The sequence below is a fragment of the Bremerella alba genome (genome assembly GCF_013618625.1).
Taxonomy (GTDB): Bacteria; Planctomycetota; Planctomycetia; order Pirellulales; family Pirellulaceae; genus Bremerella; species Bremerella alba.
The window spans coordinates 13,701-36,294 of sequence record NZ_JABRWO010000005.1 but is presented as its reverse complement, the minus strand read 5'-3'; the positions used below and the strand labels follow the sequence as shown (position 1 = coordinate 36,294).

Annotated in this window: 12 protein-coding genes and 1 tRNA gene; 3 read left to right on the top strand and 10 right to left on the bottom strand. The window is 55.1% G+C overall.

Features of this window, described 5'->3' with window-relative positions; genetic code table 11:
• Nucleotide 1 precedes the first annotated feature (1 nt).
• From HOV93_RS09740 to HOV93_RS09700, 9 genes are all read right to left on the bottom strand, one after another.
• Nucleotides 2-1,237 carry an NPCBM/NEW2 domain-containing protein gene (locus tag HOV93_RS09740; RefSeq protein WP_207396308.1) on the bottom strand — a complete coding sequence of 412 codons (1,236 nt, stop codon included), beginning with the start codon at nucleotides 1,235-1,237 and terminating at the stop codon, nucleotides 2-4.
• Between the two features lie 38 nt (nucleotides 1,238-1,275).
• On the bottom strand, nucleotides 1,276-2,340 hold the full coding sequence (locus HOV93_RS09735) for a hypothetical protein (protein WP_207396307.1): 1,065 nt from the start codon (nucleotides 2,338-2,340) through the stop codon (nucleotides 1,276-1,278).
• Nucleotides 2,337-4,313, bottom strand: coding sequence for a hypothetical protein (locus HOV93_RS09730; RefSeq protein WP_207396306.1), 1,977 nt, complete (start codon nucleotides 4,311-4,313; stop codon nucleotides 2,337-2,339). Before HOV93_RS09730 ends, HOV93_RS09735 begins: the two co-directional genes overlap by 4 nt.
• 57 nt (nucleotides 4,314-4,370) lie before the next feature.
• Nucleotides 4,371-6,695 carry a hypothetical protein gene (locus HOV93_RS09725; RefSeq protein ID WP_207396305.1) on the bottom strand — a complete coding sequence of 775 codons (2,325 nt, stop codon included), beginning with the start codon at nucleotides 6,693-6,695 and terminating at the stop codon, nucleotides 4,371-4,373.
• Nucleotides 6,692-9,454, bottom strand: a complete 2,763-nt coding sequence (locus HOV93_RS09720; protein WP_207396304.1) for a hypothetical protein — start codon at nucleotides 9,452-9,454, stop codon at nucleotides 6,692-6,694. The genes HOV93_RS09725 and HOV93_RS09720 overlap by 4 nt, the downstream gene beginning before the upstream one ends.
• Nucleotides 9,451-11,766 (bottom strand): vWA domain-containing protein, encoded by a 2,316-nt coding sequence (locus tag HOV93_RS09715; RefSeq protein ID WP_207396303.1) that lies wholly within the window; start codon nucleotides 11,764-11,766, stop codon nucleotides 9,451-9,453. Before HOV93_RS09715 ends, HOV93_RS09720 begins: the two co-directional genes overlap by 4 nt.
• 16 nt (nucleotides 11,767-11,782) lie before the next feature.
• Nucleotides 11,783-12,685 (bottom strand): DUF58 domain-containing protein, encoded by a 903-nt coding sequence (locus HOV93_RS09710; protein WP_207396302.1) that lies wholly within the window; start codon nucleotides 12,683-12,685, stop codon nucleotides 11,783-11,785.
• Nucleotides 12,654-13,700 carry an AAA family ATPase gene (locus HOV93_RS09705; protein ID WP_207396301.1) on the bottom strand — a complete coding sequence of 349 codons (1,047 nt, stop codon included), beginning with the start codon at nucleotides 13,698-13,700 and terminating at the stop codon, nucleotides 12,654-12,656. The genes HOV93_RS09710 and HOV93_RS09705 overlap by 32 nt, the downstream gene beginning before the upstream one ends.
• A gap of 160 nt (nucleotides 13,701-13,860) precedes the next feature.
• Nucleotides 13,861-18,549, bottom strand: coding sequence for a PQQ-binding-like beta-propeller repeat protein (locus HOV93_RS09700; RefSeq protein ID WP_207396300.1), 4,689 nt, complete (start codon nucleotides 18,547-18,549; stop codon nucleotides 13,861-13,863).
• Nucleotides 18,550-19,029: 480 nt separating this feature from the next.
• Here HOV93_RS09700 and HOV93_RS09695 point away from each other — a divergent pair, with 480 nt between their 5' ends.
• The gene (locus HOV93_RS09695) at nucleotides 19,030-19,368 is read left to right on the top strand and encodes an HU family DNA-binding protein (protein ID WP_207396299.1); all 339 of its coding nucleotides are present in this window, start codon (nucleotides 19,030-19,032) and stop codon (nucleotides 19,366-19,368) included.
• A gap of 117 nt (nucleotides 19,369-19,485) precedes the next feature.
• Here HOV93_RS09695 and HOV93_RS09690 read toward each other — a convergent pair.
• Nucleotides 19,486-19,558 (bottom strand) — tRNA-Phe (locus HOV93_RS09690).
• 494 nt (nucleotides 19,559-20,052) lie between these two features.
• Here HOV93_RS09690 and HOV93_RS09685 point away from each other — a divergent pair.
• On the top strand, nucleotides 20,053-21,642 hold the full coding sequence (locus tag HOV93_RS09685) for a prenyltransferase/squalene oxidase repeat-containing protein (protein WP_207396298.1): 1,590 nt from the start codon (nucleotides 20,053-20,055) through the stop codon (nucleotides 21,640-21,642).
• A 49-nt stretch (nucleotides 21,643-21,691) separates the two neighbouring features.
• Nucleotides 21,692-22,582, top strand: coding sequence for a hypothetical protein (locus tag HOV93_RS09680; RefSeq protein ID WP_207396297.1), 891 nt, complete (start codon nucleotides 21,692-21,694; stop codon nucleotides 22,580-22,582).
• Nucleotides 22,583-22,594: the final 12 nt, after the last annotated feature.

The following is a 22,594-nucleotide window of genomic DNA, read 5'->3' as shown; positions in this document are numbered from 1 at the left end:
ATTACTTGAGCAAGCGTGCCTGGCAGAGATGGAGCACGTCGCCAAAATCTTCGCCATCACTTGCATCGACCACGATTTTGAGTCGACGGACGCCTGAGATGTTCAAGGCGATATCTTCCGGCGGGGTTTGATTACTAAAGTCTTTTTCAAACAGAATCTTCTGATCGCCAATGACCTGAAGCTTGGCCGTACAGGTTCCCAGGCTTTGTGGAGCGATGCCGACACGCATCTGCAACTGGCGGAAGCCGGAAGGCAGATCGTAAAGCAATTCGGACGTGGCATGCACGGCGATCCCACGCGAGTAAACCTGAGGCTGCTGGTCTTCTTCGAGTTGGAGCAGGTCCCCTTGGAACGATTGGTTCATACGCGGGGCATAGACCAACGAGAGGTCATCGACTGCGATGGCCGATTTAAGAACCGGTGTCCAGGTGACTCGAGCGGGCTTCAGTTCGTCCAGAAATTGAATGTTTCCGGCGGCGAAGTCGAGCTTCGTGACACGATCGAAAGGGATTGGGATCTCGGTCCCGGTCAAAATGGTAACGCGGGTCTCGCCGTTGTTCATCTTGATCGACTGGGAAACCAGCGTCGATCCATCGTTCAAATGGACGACGCACAGCGGCGCGGGGAATTCGCGTGCGGCACGCTGGTAAAAGAGGAGACCGTACAGCTTGGATGGATTGACAGTGGTGGTGATGTCGTCAAGTTGAATTTTGACTCCATCGGCGGTCACGGCGTGAATGACCACCTCTTGAACCGTTAGCATTCCTTCTCGATTGAGAACGATCGCGTCCCCTCCGGTATGCTGTTGGGCAAGTTCATGCCACTTTTGGTGTAGAGGGTCATCCTCGGGGTCGGCAGACTGCGAATCGGCAGTCAAGATCCGGACCCCTTTCAACGCGCTTCTACCGATTTCGACGCGTGCTCCCGCGGTCAGCATGAGTTCGGCATTGCGAGACGAGACCAGCATGTCGGCTAAAAACAATCGCGAACCACCGGCGAAAATCAACTCTTTGCTAACCGATGGAGCCGTGGTTGCGTCGTTCTGCGAGAGCGGACGGACGCTTATGATTTCTTTGGAGGGTAACACGGACGACTTGCCATCGGCTAGCTGAATTTCCAGCGAGTCATTAGACAACTCGACAAGAGCGCCATTGGTGGTAGATCCGTCCAATTGCTGGACCTCGACCGCAGGGGGAGCGGCGAGCAGCGATAGCATGATTAGGGAAAACGTCTTCATGAGGCGTCATGTCTCAGAGCGACAAAGGTCGGGGGTGGTTAGTTGTTGGCCGAGGATGGGTCGCGAGCAATCTTGCGGAAGTATTCTTCAATGGCCCGGCGGTAGTGCGAAGGGTACTCGTTGGAGATCTGCTGCAACGCTTCCTGACGCTCTTTAGGAGGCAGGTTTCCCCACTCTCCTTTGTTCTTCATGTCTTTGGGATCGACATTGCCAGGGCCACTTTCGGTGCCCGGCTTGCTGTCTTGCTGCGGCTGCGAGCCTTGCCCGCTACCCTGGGCTTGCTGTTGTTGTTGCTGCTGCTGTTGACGCTGCTTTTCCAGGTCTTCGATCATCTTGTCAAGCTTGGCGACGACATCTTCTTCGGTCTGGCGGACTTTCTTACCGGCGCGGCCGAGATCGAGACGGCGTTCGATGTCGCGCATCAGTCGGGCAACTTCATCGAGCGAGTCGGTCTCAAGCGGTTCGATATCCTTAAGCATCATCTGAGACAAAGCGAGGTAACGAGCCGGAAGTCCTTCGGAACGGGCCAGTAGCTGCTTCAGCGTGCCAACACACTCTTCTTTTTGCAGCAGGTAGTGCTGACAGGCCGCTTCAAAGAACAAGAGAGCCGCCGGGTCGACCACCTGATCGGGAGTCGGCTCGCTCAGTTCATTCAATGCTTCATCGTAGAAGCCTTGTTCGGCGAGCCACTTCCCGTAAACGAATTTCGCATGATGTACGAGAAAACCGGGCGGCCAGGCATCGGGGTCGCTGGGATCGAGCTCGATCGGCCCTTGATACACGCCCGTCTCTTGGAACGCTTGGAGCTGCTGCCAAATACCTTCAGAGCTGATTTCCAGCGATTGATCGAGTAGCTCTCGCAGGCTCAGCGTGGTGTTGCTGTCTTCCATCCAAAGGGTCAGCAGCTTCTGCTTGGTGGTGGAAGGGGCGTTGGTGATCTGGCTCCAGGCCGTGAGATCTTCGGCCAATTGTTGTCGCGTGGGAGGTGTCCAATGGTCGGCGACGGCGAGACCCGATTCCGCGTGGGCAAATCCTGCGGAAACGTGAAGTCCCCCGAGAGCGACGATGCTGCAAACGCAGCAGGCAATTCGGCGAAAACTCATTGGTTCTTCCCCTGAACATTGTCCCGAGTAATGTCATAAATGCGGCTTTGGCGTTCGGCCAAATCTCGCAACAGATTCTTCAAGTCGTCGCTGGTCGCCTGACCGACCTCGTCGTCGGCATCGTCCAGCATTTGAGCGTATCGATTGGTTCGTTGATTGACGCGAACTTGCATCGACTTGATCAGCCGAAGCTCGGCAATCTTGTCAACAAGCGGCTCTTCACCCTGTTGCTGCTGTTGCTGCTGTTGTTGTTGTTGTTTGCGTTCTTCCTGATCCTTCTGAGCTTGCTTGAGGGCCTCGAGAAGTTCCTCGAGACCGGTGACGATGTCTTCTTCAATGGTGATGGTCAAACTGTCGAGCTTGGCTTGTCCCAGCCGATTGGCAACTTCCTGCATGTCTTCGCGAACCATCATCATCGATTCGGGAAAAGCGATCGAGGAACCTTCTTCTTTAAGAAGTTCCAGGCACTTGTCAGCTTCGACCATGATTTGCTTCTCCGAGAAGCTCAGCTTGCCGGCCTCAGCGTCTTCGGCAGAGCCTCGTTGGTCGAGTGGAATTTGCGAGAGTCGTTCGGTATCGTCGTTCACGCGAAGTTGCATTTCGAGCAACTTCATGAAGCGTGCTTCCAGACGCGCCAGGACGCGTTCGATTTCCTCTTCACGAAGCTGTCGCAGTATCTCTTCCAACTCGGCGATTGCTTGGGCTAACTCATCGCGGGCTGCCTGTTGTTCTTGAACGGCACCCTCTTTGTCAGCGTCATCCAGCTTCTTTTGAGCCTCTTGCATCCGTCGCTGAGCTTCTTCAATACGCTTGCGGGGCGAGAACTCTTGTTGCTGCTGTTGATCTTGTTGCGACTGCTCGCCTGGTTGGCCCTGCTGCCCTTGTTGCTGGCTGGGTTGCCCCTGTTGTCCTTGCTGGCTTTTCTCGCCTGACTTGCCCTCTTGGTTTTCCTGCGATTGGCCTTCCATGGGGGATTCACCCTTCTGGCCGTCTGACTTTTCTGATTTCCCGTCCTTCATTTCGGAGTCCTCTTTCTCAGAGTCCTCCTTCTCGGAATCGCCTTCTTTCTTTTCTTGGTCGGACGATTCTCCATCCTTGGGCTCCCCTTCGGATTCCGAAGATTGGCCTTCTTGGGACTCACCCTCTTTTGACTGACCTTCCTTCGATTGGCCCTCTTTGCTTTGGCCATTTTTACTTTGCCCGTCTTGGGGATCATCGCCAGATGAGTTCATGTCGCCAGGCTTGTCTTCACCTTCCTGGCCTTCAGAGGGCTCACCCTCTTTGGATTCTTCTGACTTGCCCTCTTGGTCTTCTGATTCGCCGGACTTACCGTTCTGAGACTCGGCATCCGCTTCCTGGGATGCGTCAGTGGGGCGTCCCCCTTCTTCCTGTTCGGCGATGTCATCGGAAAGGGATTTCGCATCGTCTGCCAGGCGGGCTTGTTCGTCGGAGAGGGGTTTGGTCGACGCGCCACCTTCCGTCCGGCCTTGGATGCTACGCTGACGATTCAAAAGCTTCTGGGCGGATTTGATGTACGACTTGATCCGGGCTTCTTCGTCTTTGATTTGTTCGTCACGGTTTTCGCTTTGCAGCAACTTTAGCAGCGTGCGGAGATCGTTCTCGATCAGAGACTGTTGATCGGTGGCGCGTTTGAGTTGTCCCTCGTTGAGCGTGCCGGTCGTTTCTTCCATACGCGACAACACACGCAGGTTGCGGCTGTTGCGAACGGCTTCGCGCAGCAGAGTAGCCCTTTGAGGATTATTGGCCTCGTCGATATCGGCCATCTTGAGCATCAGCTTTTCGAGAACCTCGAAGTTGGTTCCCAGTTGTTTTTGACGTTCGGCCAAGTCGCCTCCGGTGGCGACCTCAGGAGCTTGAGCGTAAAGAAGGCCAGCAGTGGCCACCAAGCAAGTAAAGAGAATCAGCCCTCGCAGTCCGTACAGCGCACTTCGTATCGAAGGACTTTTAGGCATGATGTTCTCCGTAAGAATCAGAAAAGGGGTGGTCACATGTTGACCACCTGAGGACGTTTACTTTAGCAGATCCAGGATCTGCTTCTTCCGCAAATCTTCCGTTTCTTCGCGAAGATCTGTCTGTGCGTCGATCAGTAGACGCATCTTTTCCATAAGTTCGTTGAAGTTCTCCAAATCAAACATCTTCTCTAGGATACGTTCCATTTCGAGAATGATTGCGTCGGTTTGCTCTAGGGCAACCTCTACGACCGGCATAAATGGTTCGGGCTGATCGTAGAGTGCCTCCAATTGTTGCGTAGTGCTCTGTAATTGAGCATGCATGGGATCTGACAGCTGGGCAATCGGCTCGATGATCATTTTCTCGAGTCGTTCCTTGCGAGCGGTCGTATCCATCCGGTTAGACGTGAGTTCGACCCTGATTTCTTCGAAACCGACTCGAATTCCGACGAGTTCTCCGTCGGCCTTCTTACTGGCCTGCATGGCCCGTTGGATGCGTAATCTCTGCAGATCGAGTGCCTTTCGGAATAATTCTTGAGGATTAGCCGGTTCCTGGCCCTCTTGAGGGGGGCTTTCTGAGGCGGCGAATTGCTCCGCCCCGAGGGCAAACCGTTTGGCGTCGATCTGAATTCGAGCGAATTCTTCGCGGAGACGCATGGTCTCGTCGCGGATTTGCTCGAAACGACGCCGCAGATCGAGTTCGCGGCCTTCGAGCAGGGAAAGTAATTTGTCGGCCGTGACGACATCTAGTTGCAGTCGGTCGGCCGTTCCGATGTTGCCTTCCCCGTCCAGATCGCATTTATCCTGGGCGAAGACCGCGATGGTCAGTTTGTCGTCCGGGATGACCCGCAAAATGCCGTCGGGCGTCTGCTGGTTCTTCAGGTCGATGGTGGTGGTGAAAGCCCCGTCAGCGTCGGTGGTGATGGGAAGCTCCATTTTGGCTCCCCCGATCACCTGAATTTCAACCCACGAGCGATCGACGCCGAAGTCGTCTTGAATGCGTCCTTCGAGCCGAATCTGAGCGTTCTGAGTAATTGCCGAGCCGATGCCGACCGGACGCATTTCAACGGCCGGCGGCGAGTCAGGCACGGCGGCAATCTTCAAGCGGTAAGGAATATCGTTAGACACACCGTCAATATCTAGCAGCGATATTTCCAGGGGCAGATCGCGTGAGATACTGGCATACTCTTGGCGAATCGTGGTCACCGGCGGATCGAAGGTCAGCTCTTGGGACTCTTGCGTGGAGAGATCTAAAAGGGTCGCCGATACAACCGGCTTGCTGGTGGTCATGTTCAACGTGACTTGCGAGCCGACCGGTAACTGGGTGGCCCCTGAAACGACTTCCTTGCGGGGCAAGAGACCGGTGTAATCGGGCAGCACAGCGTCGACTTCGCTGCTGGTAATAAAGGGACGATCGACGACTTCAATCCGGTAGTCGGCCAGCTTGTGGTCGTAGCCAATGACGTCGAACTCTAGTGATGTGGTCATCCCGGTAAACGGCTTGCGATCGAAGACAAAGGGGAGTTGCCCTTCTTCACTGGAATTGCCAACACGCTGCATCCGGACCGAATCGGAGATGCCATCTGCCGTGCGGTAAACGAGCGTGCAGTAACGTGGTGTGTAGGAAGCAGCTGTATCGGCGGCGACCAACAATCGGACCGAGCTGCCGCGCGCGATTTTGACCGTCTTGTCCGTGAACGGTACCACGACGGTGGTCGATCCTTCCGAATCGCTGCTATCGTTTCGTTGGAGGATCTCTAGGCCCACGACCTCGATCCGGGCAAGCCGCGGCCAGGTTTCCTCGCTCAAGGCCAGACGGCTCATCCAAATTTGAAATGCTGGAAACGCAATCAGTGCGAACAGTGCCACGCTCAACAACGCACCGACTGCGGCTGTTCCTTTTCGCCACAACGGGGTCGGATCGAAAAGATCGGCAAGCTTCGCTTCGGGCAACGATGCCAACGCATCACGGCGTGTTTGCGCGAGCATCTCTTGCTCGTGCGCGTCGGCGACACTCTGCGACTGAGAGGCTTCGACGGTGGTTAGCAGGCTTTCGCCGAACTGTGGAAATCGGCGTTCGATCAGCAGGGCCAGGCTGTGATCGGGCATGTTGACCGCCAGACGGCGGAAGATGTATTGATAGGCTATCCACAGCGTGCCCATGCCGGCGATCGCCAGCAATACGGTGCGGGCTTCAACCGGCATTTCGCTGGCCCCGAAGGTAACCGGCAAGTAGTCAAGGCCCAGACCGACCCAGAAGACGATGCCCAGCCAAGCGACGATGGCAGTTATACCTTCAATGATAACGTACCGTCGAATGCGGCCACGCAAGGTGGAAAGCAATTCGACAATTGAATCGGGAAGTGGCTCGCGCGGAGTGCTCATGCCAGTTTTGCAAACCTCCGTTGAATCCATTCCACACTCAGAGCCAAAACGATGAATGCCAACAGCCAGCCTCTCAGGATTTCCTGGAAACTGCGGTCGATCAAATCGGGAAGTGCCGTGTACATATCACGTGGGGGTAGGACTTCGGGGCCGATGTATGAAGGAAGGTTATCGCTCTTCATCAGATCAGTAATGCCGACAATCGACTTGCCGCCCGTTTCGCTGGAGAGCGCCGTAAGGACGGCATCATCGCGACGCGGGTTGGCGATTTCACGATCGGGAATCCGGGCCCTTACTTCACGCGTCAGCCAGCCATCTTCGCCCCCGCCTGGCAGTAAGACCTCGATACGGTACTCGCCGTCTTGCAAGGGTGTAAATTGACCGGCGTATTGTCCTTGTTCAAACTCCGGCAGTTGGCGGAGGATCAATGATTGTTCTGATCCATCGGGCAAGATGAGGCTGGCTTCGATTTGCGGATCGGAAAGTGGATTGTGCTGCGAATCGGTAAGGAATGCACGAACTTCGACCGTTTCACCCAAAGAGACACGCTCGGCACTGACTAGCAGCAGGCCGCGGCTTGAGTCGCGAGCAAGTCGCCCCTGCGAAGCATAGCGGATCAGCTTGGTATAGAACGCTTCGAAATAACCGACGTCCATTGAACGGATTCGCCACATTTCGCCACTGCCCAGGAAGATTACACGCCCCGCACCGTAAAAGTGCGAAGCCATATAGACGGGCGATTTGTTGTCGCCTAACCCTCCTGGTGCGTCGATTTCGGCCCAGACCGATGCCCCTGGTTTGACCCCGCTGACGGTAAAGTAACCGTACACGCCGGGGAATTGTTGCCAGATGCGGCTGCTAACATCGGCAGAACTATCGACTCGCAATGCTTCGGCCTTCTGTCCTTCCGGCGTCAGCAAAATTTTACGAGGTGTCTCTGAGCCGAAGCGTCCCAGCCCGATCGATGTGCCGCGGCTGAAGAAAGTGACTGGGTGCAGATCCTTTATGATGTCGACGGCATCGTTACCGCGCCGCAAACTGGCCCACTCAGGCGTATAGATCGGACCGGCCACGACGATCAGCCCGCCGGCCTTTTCACCCACCCAGCGTTCAAGTAGTTGGATCTGTTCGAGCGATAGTTTCGACCAATCAGGGTCGAAGGCGATGATACAGTCGTAGTTCTCAAACAGATCGGTCGGATCGTCCGGGAACGCAAACAACAGTTCATCCGATTCCTGCGAGATCCCCTGCTCTCCGGTTTGTAGCAGGACATGCAACTCGACATCTTTGTCGCGGAAAAGCTGATTGCGGAGGAAGCGATATTCACGCGTGGGACCGCCGGCCAGCAGCAGTACACGATTGCGTTGCTGAACGATCTGGACCTTGACCACTTTCTGGTTGTCGGACTGGTCGATGTCGGTTTCCGAGGTCGAAACGATCCGTAATTGGTAGGCTCGGGTACCGATGTTCTCAGGCGTGATTTGGAAATCGACCGGAATCACTTCGCCATCCTGGCCCAGTTGGATCGGCTGCGAGACCATGTCGATGGCTTCTTCTTGGAACTGGCCATTATCGTCCATCACGCCGGAGGCCACCTGAAGCGTGACCGACTTGTTGGGCATGCCGAAGCCTTGGATGTAGCCGCGGAGTTGGAACTGATCGCCGGGGTAGGCTTTGGCCGGGGCTTCCAGGTCGACAATGCGGACGCTTTGCGGTTGTTGATCGGAACCGAGTCCAACGGTCACGATGCGTGCCCCAATTTCTCGGGCCATGCGTGCTGCTTCGATCGGAGCGGTGCCTTCGTTGTTGGCCCCGTCGGTGACCATCAAAACACCAGCAAACGGTCCGCCGCGTTCCTGATTAACGAGCTGAATCACAGCATCGCCGATGCGGGTTTCCAAGCCGGTCGGTTGCAGCGACTTGGCCCAATCGACATCGATGTCTTCGGTGGTGTCTTGCTCACTGGGGTCGACCGGTGTGGCGTTGTCGGTAGATTCGGTTTGTGGCTCTGGTTCGCCCAGGACGATATCCCAGGGGCGTACTTCGTCGTTTTTAAGGTCACCAAACGCGACGAGTAAAACAGCCGTCAACAGGCAGATCGCACTGACAAAGTTGAGTGGGGCAGCGGCTTTCGATGCTGCGGTCAGGCCGGCCGTTACGAGCGTAATCAGTCCCAGGATAGCCAAGCCGATTCCGGTCCAGGTGATCCAGGTCATTTGCGACCATTGCTGATCGAAGGTGGCCGAGTGCTGTTGTTCCAGTTCAACTTGGTTTCGGCCAGTGCGGGGGAAGAACGCAACGTTTCTCGGAGGTGACGAATCGTCGAAGGTCATCACGCTTACGTCATGATCATCGCGTAGCTGCGTTAACAGTTCGCTTTGCGACATGAGCGCGATGGCCTGATCGGCCCGAGATGTTGTATCGGTCCCGGTGCCAGGGGTCGCGTCGGCTAGGCCCATGCTTTGACTGGTATCGACTATCACCGCGACACGCGAGTTCTCGCGGACTTCACGCTGCGTTTTCTTTTCGAGATTGAAGAAGAAAAACAACAGCCCGAGCAGTGCAGCCGTGCGGAGGCCAAATAGGACCATCCGGCTTAACGACGGTAACGCATGTGTATCACGGCGAGACCACCACCAGACGAAGGTGACAATCGCCGCCACGATCGCGACCAGGGCAGCCCATTGCGACCAATATGGCAGCTCGGATAGTCGGCTGAATTGATAAGCGGTGACGGTATTAGTTGCGGCCTGATTCACGCGGCAGATGCTCCTGGAGCCGCCGGGTGGTAGCTCGCGTAATAGGCCAGGATTTGTTCCAGTAGTAGCGCCCCAATGACCAGCGCCAGCAAGATGGTTTGCCAATTGGTGCCCTGTTGGGCCGCGTTATCGTATTGCCACGCATCGGCGGCAAAGTAGTTGAACGCGGTCGAGGGATACAACTGGCGAAGATTCGTCTCATTCATGCTCAGCAGGTCGCTCTCGGTCATCTCAGGGACTAACGAGTAACGCCGCACTTCGTTTGATCCATCCAGCTTCGTAAGCCAAGCTTCGTACACGCCAGACTGGCCGGTGAGGAAACGTCCGGTGACCGAATCGACGCCCCCCAGTTCCGCGCTGCCATCAAGCGTGCCAGCGACCGGTTGCATTTGCAGACGTTCGCTACGATCGGTCGGAAGCCTAGTCGCACCGGGGCTATAGAACTGAACGTCTGGGCGATACTCGGACGTCGGGCCCATCACGGAAATCGGCGAGCCGACAGGGAAAGTCGACTGGCTGTCCTTCGCGCTACTGGCATAGTTACGCAGTTCCAAAATCGCCACGATAAAGCTCGGGTTCGTAGCCCAGCTGTTCCACTGCGGACCAAGTGAAGTGAGGAAGGTGATCACCTTTCCTTTGCCCAACCCATGTTCCAGCACTAGCGGGTCGCCATTTCTCAGGCTGCCAAGGACACGCACGTTCTCAGGTTTCTCGGTGGCGAATTCAGGCACCACTGGAAAGTAGTTGCTGACCACCAGTCGCCGCAGGAAGGGGTTCTTTTCGCCTGCGAAGACTTTGAAAACAGGATTGTCGCCGGGATCGAAATCGGGGGGACCATCCGGCGTACTCTGCGACAGCTCGACAGGCGCTTGAACGCTGCCTGGTAACAGATTGGCCTTAGCCAGTTCAGCGAGCCCTAGTTCGTTTGTGCCGGGGCCGCAGTACCAGACGATCCCTCCGCCTGATTCCACATACTGCTTGAGCGTTGTGATTATGCGCTCGTCCAAAATAGGCGGATCGATGATGAAGATAGTCTCGAACTTCGCAAGGTCCTTTAGTTCGGCCGACGTCAAAAAGCTGCTGCTGGTCGTGGTCGGGCTGACGCCGGTCGAGACGTTAGGACCCGGATTGAAGACCGATTGCAAGTAAAACGCATTGGTCAATTTCGGATCGCCATCGACGATCAGCACGGGGATGTTTGACTGGACTTCCGAGGTCGCAAAACGCAGGTTATCCAGCGGGAGGGGATCTTCCGGCAGGCGGAACGAGAGTACATGCGAGCCCTGGGCGGGAAAGATGATTTGCGTTTGCCGAGTGACCTGTTCGCCGGGGGGGATCTCGTCGAAGGTGATTGGTAGCTGATCGTACAGACGCTCGAGATCATTGCCAGCGCTCGATATGTCGACCGTGCCGGCGCTTGCACCGAAGAGTTCGATATTGACCGGAACATCGACAGCGGTCTGCTGGCCGAAATTGCGGACGGAAACCTTAACAATGGTCGGGATGCCAGCGACGACGGTGCCGCTGCCGATCGACACGTCGGTGATAGCCAGGTTGTCTTGAGGAAGCCGGGCACAGTTGATCCAGTTGAGTTCGATCGATCGCTGCTCGATGCGTGACAGAGGATCACGCAGGGCTGCTTCCGACCCCCAATCTTTCTCGCGAAAGTCGGAAACTATATAAACCTGAGCGACTTCCGATTGATCGAATTCGCTGACGATCTCGCTGCCATGTTGCAGCACCTCAGCCAGGGGAATGGTTTGCTCGGTCGGCGATGTGTTGGCCAACAGCTCTTGAAGTTTGGTGATGCTGGTGGAATCCATATCGACCCGCATGCGGGTTTCCAGATTCAAGGCCTTTGCGTCGGCATCGCCACGGAGAAGATCGGAATAAAAGACCACGGAAATCCGCTGTGGGCGATCTTGATTGGCCAGGTTCTCGATGATGCGGTTGGTCGTCTTGGTGGCCGACTCAAAGGCCGTGTCGCCACCCAGGCGTTCCCGCATCGAAAAGGTGTCGTCCATCAGGATTAGGTGGTGAGTCACGCGGTCGCCGATCATGTTTGACCAGCTTTGCGTTGTGATCAGGCCAGCCAGCATGGCGACAATCAGCGCGATCGCGGCCATCCGGGTGAGCAGCAGCAAAATCTGGCGGAGCATGACCCAGTGCTTCATCCGCCGATGGCTTTGAAGCAGAAAGTCCATAGCCGCCCATTTGACACGCCGGTGCCGCATCATGTTGATCAGGTGGATCAACACCGGGAGCGATACAAGGGCAAACGCCCAAGCCAGGGCTGGATAGACAAAAAGCATTAGGCCTCAGACTTGCTTAATTGCGGTGGTGCATTCCCAGTCGATTGGAAAGGTACGTCGTCAGGACCGTCGCCAGGGAATCCCGCGTACGAACCAGGGCATAATCGATGGTGTTCTTGGTGCATTCCCGACGCATCGACGCGGTGAACTCGTTGACCGCTTCCAAATACCCCTCGCGAAGGGCGCGGGGGTTACACGTCAGATGATCGGGTAGTTCTAGCCCCTCGAAACGGGTGGAACCACTGAAGGGGAAGTCGAGTTCGTCGTCGTCCATCACGTGGAAGACCATGACATCGTGTCCGCGCTGTCGCAAAATGCGAAGCCCCTTGGCCGTGGCGGCAACATCGCCGAACAGGTCGGAAATCACAATCACCAAACCACGGCTGGTGTAGCCTTCGGCAAATTGTTTGCAAATGGTCTGCATGTCGGTCTTATCGCGTGGCGACTGGTTGGCCAATGCTTCGACCACTGTGTTGAGATGCGTGCGTTTACTGAGCACCGGTACGCGATACCGAATCGAATCGTCGAATACGGCACAGCCCACGGCATCTTGCTGTTTCAGAATGAGGTACGCCAGCGACGCGGCAATGGTGCAGGCGTAGTCGTACTTGTTCATCGGGCCCGTGCCGTAGCTCATGCTCGCCGAGGCATCGACCATCAACATACAGCGAAGATTGGTGTATTCCTCGTACTGCTTGATGACGTATTTGTCGTGTTTGCCGAGAACTTTCCAGTCGATATGGCGCAGGTCGTCCCCGCTCGCATATTCGCGATGCTGAAGAAACTCGATCGACTGCCCGAAGTAAGGGCTGCGATGAGTACCGGAGAGAAATCCTTCCACGACATGTCGGGCCCTGAGTTCCAGTTTGGAAATCTGCCCGAGCGTCTCAGGATGCAAATATTTTTTGGAATCGGGCATCGCTGGTTAGCTGATCCTCTTTGGCGGGCGTTTCCTGCAGAATCCGTTCGATCACGTCGTCGGCCGTAACTCCTTCGCTTTCCGCACCGTAATTCAGCACGATACGATGCCGCAACACAGGCTTGGCAAGTGCCTGGATGTCGTCGGTGGTGACGTGCGTGCGACCGTGCAGCAAAGCCCGAGCTTTTCCGCCGAGAATAAGAAATTGAACACTGCGCGGGCCTGCGCCCCAGGAAAGCATCTCGGAAACGAACTCGGGAATGCCAGGCTCGCCAACGCGTGTCTGGCGAACCAGGGTGATCGCGTAACGAAGAACGTGATCGGAAGCGGGCACATCACGCACCAGGCTTTGGAGCTCAATTAACTCTTCTGCAGTAAGAACAGGCTCGAGTTTGACGGTCTGTTTGGCCGTTGTGCGGCGGGCGATTTCAAATTCGTCGTCAAAGCTGGGGTACTTCACAAAGACCTTGAACATGAAGCGGTCCTGCTGCGCTTCCGGCAGCGGGTAGGTCCCCTCTTGTTCAATTGGGTTTTGCGTGGCCAGCACGAAGAACGGGTCGGCCAGCTCGTGACGTACCCGGCCTACCGTCACGGTGCGTTCCTGCATGGCTTCCAGCAACGCGGCTTGTGTCTTGGGTGGGGTACGGTTGATTTCGTCCGCCAAGATGACATGCGAAAAGAGCGGCCCCTGTAAGAAACGGAACTCGCGGGCACCGGTCGATCTGTTTTCTTCAATGATCTCGGTACCGGTGATATCGGCCGGCATCAGGTCAGGGGTGAACTGAATGCGGCTGAAGCTCAACTCGAGTACTTGAGACAACGTGCTGATCATGAGGGTCTTGGCCAAACCAGGAGCACCCTCCAAAAGGCAGTGGCCTCGACTCATCAAGCAGATGAGCAGTTCTTCAATAACTTCAGATTGACCAACGATGACTTGGCCAAGTTGATCAAGGATTCGCGCACGCGCGACAGATATTTTCTCGATCGCCGATGCGGCGAACTCTGATTCGGACATCCAGGATCTTTCTGTTTTATAAGAAAATCAGGGAAGAGCACGTAAAGTTTCGATCACCGGAATGGTTAGCCAATCCGCTAAACCTTACCTCGTTTATCGTAACTTGTTATGCGCGATTTCACAACTTGAATAGCGGCAGTCCCACGGCTTACACCAAGCCCTAGGGAGATACCTTGTCTGAAGGTGGGGGGTAAGAAAAATCGATTTCTGTTGCTGCCGGTGGGGCCGGAACTGGGGGTTGGTCTGGGTCAAATTTCAGATTTACTTCCAAGGCTGCCAGTTGAAGCAGGATGGTCTTGTCGCTCGGATCGCCTGATAAGGAAAAAGTAACACTCAATTCGCTGAATTCTCGGCGGAAGAGGACACGTCCGTCACGCTTGTCCAGCAGCAAAACTTCCAACGCCGAATTCATCTGCGGTGTCCGTGCATCAGGACGGTGCAATCGGGCCACCAAAGCGATCACCGGCAGGCCGCTCGATTGGAAGTCCTCTAACAGGTAGTTATCGTGCACCAAGGCCGGACTTTCCCAGGCCATTTCGCCAGTTTCGGTATCGAAGGCATAAATTTCCCCTCGCAGAAGCGTTTCGCTATTGTCGTAAGGGATACTTCGGAAATGAGGCCGTGGGTTGATGTCACGGTAAACCGCGAGCAGAAACTGGTCCTCTGACTCGACCACTTTCAGCTGAACCGCTTCACCATCGCGGGGAAGCTGCTTTTGGTGCACGATCTTGCCATCGGGAATGTTGATAATTTGCAGTTGGCCTAACTTGTCGAGCGTCGCCAGCCATGGTTTACGGCTGAGCAGAACACCTTTGGTAGCGTTATTGGCGTCATAGTCATACGTCCACAGACGCTTGCCAGTGGCCGCATCGTGGCCGGAAAGCCCTGGGGTTTGATCCATCTCTTTGGTATGCCACGAAACGATAACCCCATCGCGCACAGTCCAGATGCGATCGGAACTGGGAAGTTCAACCGTATTGAGTAATTCGCCATTGTCAGCAGACAGAACCATCGCTTTGACTGTCGTGCCTAACTCGCCCCGTTCGTGCTCTTCGTCTTCCGGTATGGCGATGACGTACTTATCGGTGACGACCAATTCGCAGCCGAGTTCTACTCCGTCTCGCTCCCAGTAAATGCCACCAGAAATAGGATCGCGGCAAATAATTCGTGAGCCGATCTGGTAGCAGATCAACTCGTGGTTGCCAGAAAACTGGCCAATTGGCTTGTGCGTGGTTACGTCGCGGGCCGTACGCTGCATCTCGGCGAAGGGGTTTGCCTTTTTGGTATACACGTCGAACTCACGCGTTCGACGGTTTGAACCCGCGACGCCATTTTGCAGGTCGGCACTCCAGATCAGCCGCGACGAGTCTTCACTTGGTAAATTGGGCATCATGTTGAATGCCTGAAGTTCGCTCCCCAGCGACAACAGCATCAAGTGCCCAAATTGTTGAGCGTGCAGCGCACCGATCTGGGGCTGGTATAATTTTCTTCCACTTTGTGTGGTAAACGGAATCCGCACGATCGGGCTGCCGAACGAATCGCGGACGATCACCAAATTTGCGTCGCTATCTAACAGCAGCGAATAGTCGGTTGGGGCCAAGTCGTTGGATTCTTTCAATCGGATCGGATAGTCGACGCGGCTGAAACCTTGGCTGGGGCGTTCTTCGATGTCCGCTGTTGCCTCGGAATAAGGCCAGATGCTCTTCTCACGCACGATCGCGGCCGCTACCGGATCCCAGCTTTCGAGCGCTGCTACCTGGCGACCGGTACGTTTGCCGTCGACCGGCACGTTGCTGTAGGTGCCGGAGATCTCCTTAAACCACTGGGCGGATTCATTCGCCAAGCCGGCCTTCTTGAGGCCTGTGGCCAGTTTAAAGACGAGTGGACCCATCTGCTCGGGCGGGACATCTTCGTTCATCAAACCACGCAGGATACTCTCGCCCTGCAAGATGAGGCCTTGGTCGAGAAGGACGTTCGCCAATTCAACCCGTGCTTCGGTGGCTGCAGGGAATCGAGGGAAACGGTTCACGAACCGAGCCAGTTCTTTGCTGTCCGCCTTTTCGGCGGCCAAAATCATGTCGAGTCGCTCTTGAACGGCCTCATCCGCTTGTGTTTGTTCTTCCGCAGTCATGGCGTCGTGAAGTTGACTGATTTTGCCGCGTGCCCAGCGATTGGCGCTGACTTCGACATCGGGATCAAAGTCGCGAATCAGAAGTTCGTTAGGAACCGACTGCGAGGACAAGTACTCGTCGGTCAGGTCGAGAAAGTCAAAGTACCGCGATAGAGCCTCTTCACGCTTGCCTTCGGCATGCAGTCCGCGGGCGGTGAGACGAGCCAAGGCCATCTTTTCGTCAAGCGTGTTTACCAGCCGCTCCATTTCCTCGACAACGTCGCGGAACTTCGAGAAATCTTGGCCGAGCGCGGCAAGGCCTGTGCCTACTAATTGCGTGCGAGTTTCTTCGATAGCTTCGATATCCATCGAACGCTGCAGCGAGACAAGTGCCGCTGCCAGGTTTCCGTCGTGCTTCTGCAACTTGCCGAGCATACGCAGAGCTTCGGCGTCGTTGTCATCCTTGGCAAGTCGATCGGTGACCTCCCGACGGAGTGCATCGATTTGTTTGTAAGCGGTCACGAATTCCGGGCTGACAGAGATGACGTAATCTTTGTAGCAGACCAAGTTCCCCAGTTCGCCGACCGCTTCGATTGGGGTATCCAATTTTCCGTCGGCCAGGTGAATGGGGATGATCTCGTTATTAGTCGTCGGCAGGTAATACTTTCCATTCAGGCGGAAACCATAGCCGCTGGGCAAGGACTGTTCTGGCAGATTCGTATCGGCTTGTTTCCAAGCGGTCTCCCCGGTTTCGATGTCGACTCCACTGACGGAAGTCTTGCCGATCATCAAGGCCAGGTTGCCTTCGACGGTGGCCAAGGCAACGTTGTCGCGTCGCGGTCGTTCCCACAGCTTTTCGCCGGTCAGAAGGTCTAAGCAGTAGAGGAAGTCGGAATCGGTGGGTGTGACAAGAACTTTCCCTTGATGCAGCAGAGGTGTGCCATCGTTCCAGCGATCGGCAAGGGCCATGAAGTCCCCTCCCTGATCGCGACTGGTAACGCGCCGGCCGGGACGACTACGGTCAGGCTCTTTGTATTGAAACCCCCACAGCAGCGTCTGGTTGGAAAGATCGACCGCGACAATTGAGCCTGAGTTGGTAGGACAAACCAGGATGCCTCCTTTGTGTGAAGGAGTCGCGGCTTGCAGAAACGATTCAAGTATTTCGTTGGGGCTAGAACTCGTTTGACGGGCCAACTGTTGCGACCAATTGACGCGGCCAGTCTCGGCGTCGAGGCAAAGCAGGCGGACCTCGTCAATGATTCCGGCGAGCACAAAGAGGTCTTTGCCGATAGGAAGTGGCGGACCGAGGAAACGGGCTTCGGAAAGCTGGTTCTTGGCTTGAGCTTCGTCGGAAGTAGCTCCTCCTAATTGCCAGAGGATAGCCCCTTCGCGAGCAATGTCGAAGCAATAAAGGTGGTTCTCTTGGCCTGAAAAAAGCCCGCCTGAGCTGCGCAGGCCACCACTGGCCAGAAGCGATCCCAGGTCGTCGCCCGGCGGTCGGTCGTCGTGAACGTAGAACAAGCGGTTTCCGTCGGAAGACAAATGTCCTGAGCGAGCGTCCGCCCAGATGGCCCGCTCGAATTCGCGACCTAACGCGGGAAAAATATTGCCCAGCAGATCAGACTCTTGCTCCGACAAATCGAGATCAAGGTTGTCCCAAGGAAACTTCCAGAGGACTTTGCCACTTTTGATATCGGTTGCCAGTAAACCGGCGGGTGTTCTAAAAATGACCTGATTCGAGACAATCACGGGGTGGATCGCAGGAAACACGGGCACACGATTGTCTTGGAATCGCTGCATCGATCCGCGAATTTCGTCTTGTTGCTGGCGACTTTGAGCCATGCGAGCGTTCCACTGCACCTCTTGCAGGGGTTCACTGCCGCGCGAGGGGGCTGTCCGAGTCTCCGAGCCTTGGAACATTTTCCAGGCATACGGCGGGTGCTCGTTGTTCGACTCGGCCTGAGCAAGCTGTGCGAGAATCTTTTCAGGTGAGGTGCTGCCAACGACTCTCATGCTTGGAAGCAGTCGGTCGAGTGCCTTGTCGTCCTTAAGTCGGGCGACGATCGTTTTTGCTTCCTCAGCTTGGCCTACTTCCCGCAGACAGATTGCACGCATTAAGTCGGTTTCGTCCTGGTATCGACGTGACTGCTGCGGTTTGTAGTCTAGCCTTCGCAAATACAAAAGAGCTCCTTCCCATTGGCGGGCATCCATCGATTTACGAGCCAGGATGATCGAAGCTTTCTCGCCGGCGGTCGTAAACAGGAATCGCCGAGCGACTTCAGCCAATTTCCGCTGATCGTTTTCGGCCAGAGCTTCCTTAAGCAACGCTTCGGGCTGAGTACCGACCAGCAACTGGTAGGCCTCTAAAACGTTTGGTGGAAGTTTTTGAACAAGCTGCAGGGTGGTCGATTTCACGCTGCTGGATGTTGTTTCGTTGCCTTTGTCGAGCGGAACGAGGAAGTCTTCCGAGTTTTCTCCTGCCAGCAGGGCGATAAGCTCTTGAGCCGCATCGGTCCATCGCTGGTCGCTTGCGGCCTCTTCAATGCGTTCGAGCCGAAGTCTGGATTCTCGAGGAATGGGAAGAAAGAACGAAGATTCCAAGTCGGACTGTTCGTCTTGAGCCAGAGCAACCCATGGCATCAGGCAACCGACAATCAAAAGAGCGATCACCGGACAATGCAAGAAGACTCGGGGGCGACTTGCACCACCAGCCAGAAGAGGATTTAGCTTCCGAATCATGAATGTGCCCTGCATTTCCGTTGAAGGGAGAAAATCACCGACCAGCGGCCATCCAGCCGTGGCGTCTCTGGCTTTGCCCAATAGTACTCTATTCCAGTTTCACCCAGGAAAACAAGTTTTGACAATCTTGGACAGAGAAATTGCCGCTTCGCCGGCCATATTTTCATAGTTGCTAACCCCCCGTGACAATCAAAAAGACGAATTGAGTGCCTTCTGACGACGAGAAAACCCCGAAAAACCCGGGATGAATCACCGCTGGCTGACCCCAAGGGAGGGGTGCCGGTGGGGCTTGAAATTCCTCGAAACCGTGGCTGGAGGGTGATTTTCCGGCCTTTTTCTTACTATTTCCCGGGAAAAAGGGGGTTTTGGCGTTTGGCTGTCTTGAAAAACCGTGGCAAACTTCTTTAATCGACGCGTTCGGTAAATCGGACTATTGTGACCCATTTTTACATTGGATAGCCTTTCTAGTAGGGAAACCCCATGGCAAAGAAAGCTGCAGCTGCGACCGTCAAGAAACCTCTCACCAAGACCCAACTGCTGACTAACATCGCAGAATCGACGGGCATTGCGAAGAAGGACGTCAGTGCGGTCATGGACGCGCTGTCCTCAGAAATCGGCAAGGCCCTGGGTCGTAGCGGTGCTGGTGCGATCGCTATTCCTGGCATCGTAAAGATCGAAAAGAAGAAGGTTCCAGCTCGCCCCGCAAAGAAGGGTGTGCCTAACCCTTTCAAGCCAGGTGAACTGATGGACGTTCCGGCTAAGCCAGCCTCGACCAAGGTCAAGGTTCGTCCTCTCAAGAACCTCAAGGAAATGGCCTAAGTCATTAGGCTGTTACCACTTGCGATTAACGCAAGAAACGCAAAAGGCTCTTGGAATCATCGATTCCGAGAGCCTTTTTTATGTTTCAGTTTCATTTCGTAAGGAAATGCTGAGAAGTGGTCAGAGCCGGGATCGAACCGGCGACACATGGATTTTCAGTCCATTGCTCTACCAACTGAGCTACCTGACCTCGTTTGGAAGGAGCTAAGTCTAGATATCAGGCCAAGTGTTGTCAACTGGGGGAGTGGCTCCGCTGTCTTCTGAGGGCCACCAGATGCCGCCTGGGTTGGCGTTCGCAAAGACTTCATCTTTGGGGCGTGATTCTTAATATTCCGTCCAGGAGCCCGATATGGTCCCCCACTAGCCCGAATTTGCAGGCACTTTGGCGACTACCTCGATCTACGTAGTAAGCGTGAAATTTGTCCAATTGCTTGACAAGACTAATCAACATTTCTAGCTTTAACAGCATTGCTGCTTAAGAGTTACGTACGCTCTACGTTGACTCTTAAGAGGGGGTATCTCCCCACGTGGCATCCCTTCTCGCCTTTTCTGATTAGTAGCCGTCGTTTTGAACGTGGTACGCTCAGCCAAATGGTTTTGGGAGGAGATCCTACGCGCAACTCATCTCAGGAACAGAGTAACAATTGGATGTCACAACGAACGAAACCAACGTGGTCGGTATTCGTGTGGCGCTTCGTAGCTCTAGGGCTCGTAATGGGGTTGGTTCAGCCTGTTAGTGCGCTGACACCAGACTCGCCAGAAGTCCAGAAGGTAGTGAAAGCGGCCAATGGGTACCTTGCTGCCTCGGGAAATCATTCTCGAGTGGGTGGAAAGTCCGTCATTGCCTTGGCTCTGGTGAAGTCAGGCACTCCGAAAGATCATCCCAAGATCACTAGTGCCGTCGACGCTTGTAAGAAGTTTGCCAGCCAGGTACCCACCTACAAACACGATGTTGTTTACGATGCGGGATTGGCACTCATCTTTCTGTGCGAGCTAGATCCCTTCGAGTACAACCGCGAGATTCAAAATCTCGTTACCTTCTTCATCAAGAACCAACGTGCTCATGGTGGATATGGTTATGCCGAGAATCCCTCGGGCGACAACTCCATGACCCAGTACGCTGCGTTGGGCTTATGGCTTGCTCACGAAAATCGTTTTGAAGTACCGCTAGAGAACATCGCAAATCTGACCAATTTCATTATGTCGGTGCAGGATCCTTCCGGAGGATTTGGCTACCAGGGCAAAGTTTCGCCACGAGGAAAGGCTCGCGTCAATCAGTCGGATGTCCGCCCCAGTTTGACGACGGCAGGTCTTTGTTCCTTGTACGTGTCCGCCGACGCGATCGACCTGAGCAATCGTCGAAGCAAGGCAACCGATAATCTTCCGACAGAGTTTATCGAAGTCACGCAAGACCCACGTCGCGCATCGATGACCAAGGCACGCAGTCTGGTCGATCGTAAGGCGCTTCAGTCGGTCAAAGAGCTTGGCAATCAGTGGATGAATCAGAATGCCAAAGTGGACGGCACACGCTGGCCGTTCTATTTCCTGTACGCATTGGAGCGGTTCAAGGCCTTTCAAGAGCTGGACTTGGGGCGGCCAGATCCTGATCCGACATGGTACTCTGCCGGGTACGAGTACATCAAAAAGAAACAAAACGACAGCGGTGCGGTACAAGCATCCGATGAAGGCGGATCGGTGGGGACTGCCTTCGCCATTTTGTTTCTCGTCCGTGGCACTCAGGAAACAATCAAGAAGCACGTGCGAACTTTCGACAACGGTTTATTGGCTGGTGGTCGTGGATTGCCTGAGGATTTGGCCGATGCCGAACTTCGTGACGGTAAGGTTATCAACGTCAAGGAAGTCCCTGAAACAGATCGGTTTCTGGAACTGCTTAAAGCCGACGACGGATCGCTCGATGATCTGGTCGATGCGGATGTCACCTTTGATATGAACTTGGCCGGTACCGAGCGAGAAATCGCGTTGCGAGCCGTGCGAGGAAAGCTTCGCCAAGGAAGTTACGCTGCGCGACTGATGGCGATCCGAGCCATTCGCGACACGAAGGATTTCGAGAGCGTACCGCATCTGATCTTCGCGTTGTCTGATCCTGATCCTCGAATTGCTGTCCAGGCCCGCGACACCTTGCGTTTTATTAGTCGCAAAATCGATGGCTTTGAGATGCCTATGAACCCAACTCCTCCTCAGCGTGAATCGGCCATCAAGAAATGGAAAGAGTGGTATCGCTCGCTCCGTCCTGATGCCCGGTTCGTTGAATAGCTGAACTTCCGTTAGAGCCTTACCCTTTCCGAGTTACTTGCCAGGGCCCATGGCGTCGATCAAACCTCATAACGCGAGCAAGCATAAGCCGGTTCATGCCAGCCTGGCTAAGGTTTCTGCGTACGATCAGGTATCGGGATTGTTGGTGGCCGTGTTGTTTATCGTCGGCGCTGGCGTCTGTGTTTTATTCGTCATCTATCTGACGACACAGAACTGGGAAACCAATGTTTCGATTCCAGTGATCATCGAGCCTTCGCCTGGCCGCGGCAATCACGCCATGGGGGTCGCCCAAGATTTAGAAGCACCTGGGCTGGAGGAACTGGAAGAGGTTCTAGAGCCACAGATTGAGGCGAATTACGAGGCCGTCACCGACGCGGTAACATCGCAGCAAGCAGCACTCGAGAATGTTGACGGTACCTCGCAGTCGACCGATGGAGGAACCGGGCAAGGCGATAGTCGCCCGCTTGGTCCAGAAGGAAACGGCGCGGATATCGTGCCTCGATGGGAACGTTGGCAGATCGAGTATGCCGGCTCGGACTTATCGACCTACGCCAAGCAACTCGATCACTTCGGCATTGAACTGGGAACGGCCGGAGGGGGTGTGCAAACGATTGATTACGCATCACAGTTCACCGCCCGAACGCCCAAGCAACGATCAGCCTCTGGCAAGCAGGAAGATCGGCTCTACTTTACCTGGAAATCAGGCTCGCTCCGCGAAGCTGACTTGGACTTGCTAAAGCGAGCAGGCGTCAAATCGCAGGGCCGAATTCCGATGCAGTTCTATCCCCCCGATACAGAAAATTTGCTGGCCTTCGTCGAGCAGCAATACATGGGGGATCGCCCTTTGCAATCGATTCAGAAGACGGTGTTCGGTATCCGGCCGACTTCCGATGGTTACGAATTTTACGTCATGCGACAGTTACAACGATATACAAGATAGCCCAAAGCGATA

Coding starts and splice junctions, on each gene's coding strand:
- HOV93_RS09740 (WP_207396308.1), bottom strand. CDS start 1,237: ATGAAGACGTTTTCCCTAATCATGCTATCGCTGCTCGCCGCTCCCCCT.
- HOV93_RS09735 (WP_207396307.1), bottom strand. CDS start 2,340: ATGAGTTTTCGCCGAATTGCCTGCTGCGTTTGCAGCATCGTCGCTCTC.
- HOV93_RS09730 (WP_207396306.1), bottom strand. CDS start 4,313: ATGCCTAAAAGTCCTTCGATACGAAGTGCGCTGTACGGACTGCGAGGG.
- HOV93_RS09725 (WP_207396305.1), bottom strand. CDS start 6,695: ATGAGCACTCCGCGCGAGCCACTTCCCGATTCAATTGTCGAATTGCTT.
- HOV93_RS09715 (WP_207396303.1), bottom strand. CDS start 11,766: ATGCTTTTTGTCTATCCAGCCCTGGCTTGGGCGTTTGCCCTTGTATCG.
- HOV93_RS09710 (WP_207396302.1), bottom strand. CDS start 12,685: ATGCCCGATTCCAAAAAATATTTGCATCCTGAGACGCTCGGGCAGATT.
- HOV93_RS09705 (WP_207396301.1), bottom strand. CDS start 13,700: ATGTCCGAATCAGAGTTCGCCGCATCGGCGATCGAGAAAATATCTGTC.
- HOV93_RS09700 (WP_207396300.1), bottom strand. CDS start 18,549: ATGATTCGGAAGCTAAATCCTCTTCTGGCTGGTGGTGCAAGTCGCCCC.
- HOV93_RS09695 (WP_207396299.1), top strand. CDS start 19,030: ATGGCAAAGAAAGCTGCAGCTGCGACCGTCAAGAAACCTCTCACCAAG.
- HOV93_RS09680 (WP_207396297.1), top strand. CDS start 21,692: ATGGCGTCGATCAAACCTCATAACGCGAGCAAGCATAAGCCGGTTCAT.